General features: G+C 42.1%; 4 protein-coding genes. All 4 read right to left on the bottom strand.

Annotation, left to right across the window (positions count from 1 at the left end; all coding sequences use genetic code 11):
• Positions 1–247 precede the first annotated feature (247 nt).
• The 4 genes from FE394_RS16100 to FE394_RS16085 all read right to left on the bottom strand — a co-directional run bounded on the left by FE394_RS16100 (position 248) and on the right by FE394_RS16085 (position 7,016).
• Entirely contained in the window at positions 248–961 is a 714-nt protein-coding gene (locus FE394_RS16100; RefSeq protein ID WP_319927376.1) for a retron Ec48 family effector membrane protein, read from the bottom strand.
• Complete coding sequence (locus FE394_RS16095; RefSeq protein WP_319927375.1) at positions 948–2,138, bottom strand: reverse transcriptase family protein; 1,191 nt, start codon at positions 2,136–2,138, stop codon at positions 948–950. The genes FE394_RS16100 and FE394_RS16095 overlap by 14 nt, the downstream gene beginning before the upstream one ends.
• A gap of 590 nt (positions 2,139–2,728) precedes the next feature.
• The gene (locus FE394_RS16090) at positions 2,729–6,253 is read right to left on the bottom strand and encodes a DEAD/DEAH box helicase (protein ID WP_319927374.1); all 3,525 of its coding nucleotides are present in this window, start codon (positions 6,251–6,253) and stop codon (positions 2,729–2,731) included.
• Positions 6,246–7,016 carry a Hachiman antiphage defense system protein HamA gene (locus FE394_RS16085; protein WP_319927373.1) on the bottom strand — a complete coding sequence of 257 codons (771 nt, stop codon included), beginning with the start codon at positions 7,014–7,016 and terminating at the stop codon, positions 6,246–6,248. The genes FE394_RS16090 and FE394_RS16085 overlap by 8 nt, the downstream gene beginning before the upstream one ends.
• Between the last annotated feature and the right edge of the window lie 63 nt (positions 7,017–7,079).

Here is a 7,079-nt window from a genome sequence, read left to right as displayed (position 1 = left end):
ACCTTATTTAGGACGGGACACCTCTAAAAGAAAAGCCTACAGCCACCAGGATTAAAAGCTAGGCTACAATGATTAATCTAATTTTAGAGCTTCAAATATATAAAGCATTTCACATAGCAAATAAATCAAAAATGTAACTCAATGCATGCTCTATAGCAATAAAAATCATCGCTGTGAAATTATAATCATATTAATTTATTTTTTAATAGATTAACACACCCCTTAAAAGATTGATGCCTACCCATTTTTAACTATATTTCCTTTCAAGTGAACAAAACAAATAATGACCACTGACAAATGTGTTATTAACCGAATCTATAAGGCTAAATGCTTCATATTCCATATCAATAAATACATTTTTTGGCCCATTATTAATAGATACACCAACATTAGAAAGAGATTCTATCATTTTACGCTGATGTGTTTGATATTTATACTTCCCTGTTAAAGTTGAAATGTGAAAGTTCGCATCTTCAACAACACCCTTTATTTCATTTAAATGGTTAAGATATATCTGACTGTACATTAAATTTCCAGACTTGGATTCTGGAAAAATAACATTATACCACATATGTATATCTATTGTGTCCGGGGATATTTTTTTCCTCTTATTAATTTCTGAATTTACAAAATCTCTAAACATAGAGAAATGCGCAATGTGATTAGTGATATTACTATTTCCTATGCCAGTAACATATGTTCTTAGCGCAATAATTGCTCCACCAAGCGCCGCAATTAATGTAACAAGCCATCCAAAGAATTGAGCAAGCGCAACAACACCGGTAATTTTAGTTGCAAAAAAGTCAATGCATTTACTTTGCAAACAAAAATCTAATTTATTAAGATTTAGTCCATAAATCGTTCTTAAAAATGAAAAGCACAATATTGCCACTAATATCAAACAGATTAGAATAACAAAAATTATAAACCTATCTGTGCTGGATACTTTATTTCTCAACATCAGGCTTGACCTTATTTAATCTTACTCTAAATTCCTTTGCTAAAACTGAAAATGAGTTACTTCTATTAATAAGAGATATGTTGTGCCCTACTAATTGAAAATCCCTGAAATATTTTTCACTTTTGTTCAACCCCTTCGAATAAAGATGCTCCAACCGTTTTAGCTTTTTCTTGCACTCTTTGACATCCTGATAAGATGGCATTGGTCGCACCTTTCTGATTTTCCCCATAAAGACCGTATGCTTTTCATGGCCAAGTCGCCCTAATTTATTAATCCTTCCCATGCATCTATTATATTCAACCCTGTATGCCAGAGATGTCTTATTATTATTTTTTGATGAATTGTTTATTAGATTATGCAAAGAAGCACGAATCCGCTTCACCTCATCAGAAGGAAGCCTTGGTTTGCTGTGATCTATTCTCAGACCATGTACCAAAAGCGGTTTGGTTGAAATTTGATGAACACCTGACTTATCAGGATTAATAGGAAGATCTTTTTCAGCAAGCATATCTTCAATATGCTTTCGTATTTGAGAAAAATCAAAATCATAAACTTTAGACGAAACCGTTATATCATCAACCAGCCTCGTGTATGTCAACCCCTTTCTTCTAGCTCTTCGACATACTTTAGTTTCAATATCATGCAGGCACAATGAAGCAATATAGCTAGAAGTCAACGCGCCCTGGACAATAAACTCTCCAGCACAACAAATATCGACAATATATTCATTCGCTTCTGACTTTATACATAAGAAATCATTGAAGACATCACTGACTAAATCGCGATGTATATTATCAAAAAAGTTTCTTATATCTATTTTAAGAATTGATTTTGCCGAACAATGCTGTTCAGCACAAGTAATATAATCTCTTTTTAGAGATTGCTCTTCGTCATTGTCATTAGGCACTGAGCCAAATAAAAAATCCGGCCACACAACAAGCTCGCGAAATATTCTGGAGTTAATTCTGCGCTGTAATCTCTTTAATTTATGATGAGGTCTATAAACAACCCTCACACTTCCATCGGCTTTAGGCTTTTCTAATTTGAAATATCTTTTATCTAAGGGGATATTTCTAATTTCTTCGAGTTCAGGAAGTGAAAATCCTAAAGTCTTAGAAAGTGCACTCAATGTTGAAATGCCTGAACTACTTTTATTAATAGGGATATCAGAAGGCATATTAAACCTCAGAGGCAAAGTTACTCACGGTCTCCCCATAATCAAGGGTGCAGAAAAACAGAGATGCATACACCAAACATTGCTAGCAACAGCCTCTGTGTTCTACGACCGTAAGTAATGCCCGACAGCTACGGCGCCAGCCGTCGATGGCGACGGTGGGGCCTCGGATCGAGTCTGGTAAACCAGACGCCTCCCTAAGGAAGCAAAGCTAGCAATTTGTATAACATGGTTGCAGCATTCAAAGCGAAGCGCTTGAGCTGTATAAACATTATCAGCATTTACAGATAGAAACAATATCCAGCAGCACAAAATGCAGCAATAAAGGTAACTTTAGATGTCAATTCTGCATAGTCCCAGCCAAAAGAGCTCCCATCATCGTGCCCCACAGTTCGGTCTTAAAGTAATGGCTTTATGATCCTGAGGGAGTTACGTGGACAGTGAAAGTGTGTATAGGAACCAAACCAAGCCCTGCTGAACCAGTATATCTAGATTGCTGGGAGCATTTTCGAATGCCCCCCTCATTTGAGAAATGATTTACCAGTAAGGTAAAGCACTCATATGCAAATCACACGAAGTTTCATAGGGAAACATTAACGTGCTCTGATATCATTTGGCCCGATATAATCAAGCTCTACGTTCAACTTATCCCCAACCTTAACACGCAGTAGACCTTTTCTTTCTGTGTTGATTGCAGCTGCGATGTTTCCTAAAGGGAAACCATCCTCAGCGAGGATGTAATTAACTCCATTCATTTGATGAAAATGAAGTGGTGTTCCAGGTTGAGGAACAGGAACCTTCCAGTTGACTATACTTGTATATTTACGAAGCATCCATGTCTGGTCTTCTTCGGGGTTTATCTCTTTGGCAAAATCAACCCACATTGCGTGAGTTTCAGGTGTCGGCCAGTCGGCAAATTCACTCCAGTAACTCACTAGGTCTGATCGCAGCCACCTTCGGAGCTCTCTGCCAGATTGGAAATCAGCCCCGGTGTCTGCCACAACTTTTATCGCTGCTAGCCTTGAATTAAACCCTGCTTGGATCAGTAATGATACAGAACGATTAAGTGTTCCTGTTTCCACTGCAGCAACTGCCAAATCAAGATCATAGTCATCCATGGTTAAGCCATCATCATCAACAATATCTCCATTCGCGATAGCACGCACCCGTATTGCCTCCATTGCCCAAGGAAGTCGATACACGAGACCAGTCTCGACAAACTGTAGCGTTTCTGATTTCACTACGTTGGCGATAGTAGTTATGGGTTCACCTAACAACCACGAGCGTAGGATCGCTTGCCAATTATCAGGTAAAGGTGTTGGGGTAAAAGGATAGAAGGTAAATACTCGCTCAGCTAAGGCAGTAAGTGCAGCAATTGCTCTCTCTTCATCACCTAATAGTATTGCACCGTTAGCTTCAATCAGTATTTGATTAGCAACTTGTGCAATGGCATCGAGCTGTAAGCCAGTTTTGAGCCCTACCCCAGATAGGAAATATCCTCGGCGGGCTGCTGGCGTTGAGTGATGCCAGATATAATGACTGCGTGCTAACAACCCGGACTGAATCAATCTACGATAACTATCGTTAGGGTAACGCTGAAGGCTTCGGTACCACAGCGAAGACTGCAATACATCATCAAGAGTGGCTTCAATATCAACGTCGAGTATTTCAGTTTCACCAATCAGGCTCAGAATGGCTGTATCTAACGTTGCAATTTGTTTTTCCCAGAGAGCAGCCTGTCTTTCCCTTTCAGAAGCATCTTCCGCTGCAATTATTGGGAATGACCAAACCATCGCATTATTTAGCACGTAATCACTGATTACATTAATGTCATCGCCCAGTAATTGACTCATTCGCTTCAGTAGAGAGATTACAAGCTGTACTAATCCACTCTCCATTTCTCTTGCTCCCATGTCCTTCGTGAGTCTACTCCAATTTCTTTGACGTTTTGTCGCCTGTTCAAAAATGGGATAAATGACAAGGCCTTCCACATCGACATATGCTCGTCCAGCTCGACCTATAACATTCCTGAATTCAGAGATGTTGATAAGCTCTTTATTTCTGTGCAGTGAGTGCATAACTATTGCCGTGGCAGACAGATTAAGCCCCTGTGCAAGAGTAGGAGAAGATACTGTTAACTTAAGAACGCCATCACGGAGCAATCGCTCTACTTCTTTACGATAGGCTGTTGGCAAGGCGCCATGGTGAAGAGCTACTCCAAGGCGCAAACATGCTATTATCGGGCTGTGAGCGCCTAGCCATTCTTCTCCAAGAGCTAAAGCTTGGGCAAGAACAGCTATATCCCCGTCAAACAAGGAACGGAGTAACCCACGTTGGTGTAGATCAACAATCATTTCGGCAAACGGCTCCACACTTCTCCGTAATGGACAATAGATAAGCACCGTTTGTCCATCATCAACCAGTCGCCATGCAGTTGCGAGGCAGAGCTCATTAGACGTGCTTGGAAAGTTTTTTTTGCGCTGCTTTTTTCCGGAAAGTTTAATTACTGGAGGCGGAGTACTATTCAAGAAGCGAGAAATCCATGTTTTCTCTTCGCCAATGCTCAGATTAAGTCTGCCGGTATTACCCATCCAGATTACTTCACCAAAACGTAGTCGTGTCGGTCGCCAATCACTCTTGATCACGCCACCAAGCTTATCGCGACGTAACCAATTGGCGAAATCATCCAGTTGGTCCCCGTCGGGTAAAATAGCTGATAGACAGACTATTCTGCGTTCATTAGCATCTTGTCTGCGTAACAGTCGTTGTATTTGGACTTCATAGCGTACTTCACGCTCATCTGCCCCAATCATGTGCCCCTCATCAAAAATGAATAGTCCGACATCATTAATAAGTGTAGGGTCGTTGCGCAGTGCAAAGTCGAGCTTTTCAGGCGTAGCGACCACTATGTCGCGCTTCCGAATGGCGTCTTCATCCATTCCACTGACGCCGATGCTGCCATAAAGTGCAGAAATCGTTTTACCAAGGGGATTGAACGTTCTGGAGAGCGAGGCTTCTGTCTGCGCTGAAAGTGCACGAAGTGGCGTGACAAAGACAATTCGTTTTTTGCCAGCGAGGCAACGAAGAATACATAATTCGGCTATACGTGTTTTCCCTGCGCTTGTCGGTAAAGAGACAACCAGGTCATCTTCATCATTAACTGCACGTAATGCAGCCTCTCTCTGTGATGGCCAGAGATCGATTTCGGCCCGCGAACGCCGCATGAGAAGTGAGATGAACGCCTCGCGCAGACCTGGCCACGCTCCAGCTTCACCACCGACTGAGTTTGTCGGCAGTAATTCGTGGAAAGTATCAGACCAGAGATCAGATAAAAGGTGAATAGTAATTAAAATGACCCACCACTGAGGCAACATATTAAAGCGAGAGCAAACCTCAAGGCCTGTACGTAATTTATAAATAGCCTTAGTGAGGAATATACGCTCACCTCTTTCGACGGCCAGAATGTAAAGAGAAATCGCTGACATGTAGATATCGGTTAGGGCTGTGTCGAGCCCCTCTAACAAAGGGTCATGTTCCACATCAGCAGAGTCATCCTCGCGTTCATCATAAGGGAATACCGCCCCTCGAATTCCTTCTATAATTCTCTCTTCGCTACCTTCACCATCGGCGCGATAGGAAAGAACACTGGAGCGTAGGGTGCTGAAATCTCGTTGAATAAGTTTCGTCAAGATCTGTTCGATAGCTGAAAAGTTCTGATCCTCATTAACAATCGCCAAAAGAGAATAAGCACGAGCAGAGAGATGCGCCAGATGATAACTGGCTGCGGCCATGACGAAATGAAAATCACTATCGTCATTGTGCCGGTCCCCCTTTGCAATCACTGACTCCAAGGCAGTTGCAGCATACTCAAACGCAAGTCGTGAATAGGCGCTCTCCCCATTTATCTCACGGAGTCTTAAACCAAGGCCGATAAGTGAGTAAGCGTACCCCTGAAGGTCTTCACTTAATCGAGAAGTGAATTCGGGAGCCTCGTCAGGTAATATGCCGTTACGCCAGATCATAGCCCTAGCTTGCCCACGGGCAATCAATCGGCCACGAAATCCGGTAGCAGTGGCAGCACGGATGGCTTCAATAATTTCTTCAGAAGTTTCAAGCATAGCTAATCACCCTATCAAAAACCTCCTGGATGAACTCACCGTGGCGAGCAACCATCACAGTGACTCCAAACTGCTGAATATTCCCTTTGTATGCATTGATAGATGTAGTAAGCAATACATCAGAGACATTACCTGAAAGCAGAAAAACAAGGTGACAGACGTGACCAGGCTGTATTCCCTGACTCAACGATGCCTTAAGAATCTGCCGCCCCAACTCCTTTTGTCCTGTTTCAAGAAGACGAGTGGCGATAAACGCCAGTGCATGTGCGGTAGGTAATCCCTGCTCTTTATCTAAGTTATTTCGGGCATCTGTTATGGTGCTAGCATTCATAGTTGCACGACTCTTTGCTTCCGTTTTAAGGAAGAAAAGAGTTTCAGTCTGAGGATCGATATACATGCCGATAACATCCTCCCCACGCATAGCTAAATTACGGTGATCTTTCCAACGTAGCCGATTAAGTGGGACCTTATAACCATTGCTTCTTGCATTAATCCACTCAGTTGCCAGAATTTCACCAATATCACCCGAACGAGTTTGCTTAGAAATAGGGAGAAAATCTTTGATGAATCGTGCAACCCCTGGCTTACCAAGTAATTCAAAAGCTGTTGCGATGTTTTCAGGTGAGGCATAATGGTGAGGCACAATGGAAGCGGTAGATACCACGCTGTTATCAAAATCTGCGCCCCTAGCAGTGAGTTTTTGAAGGAAGTTCGCACCTAAATTAACGTTTACAGAATCACACCAAACATCAAAATTCGCCATTTTATTCCCCTATACAGCAACAGCCACGTAAAGCAGGGCAATGCACTGATTATGTTGCTGAAA

It is taken from the genome of Xenorhabdus littoralis, from assembly GCF_033949345.1.
Taxonomy (GTDB): domain Bacteria; phylum Pseudomonadota; class Gammaproteobacteria; order Enterobacterales; family Enterobacteriaceae; genus Xenorhabdus; species Xenorhabdus littoralis.
Note: the sequence above shows the minus strand (reverse complement) of the source record. Positions and strands in the feature narration are given on the sequence as shown.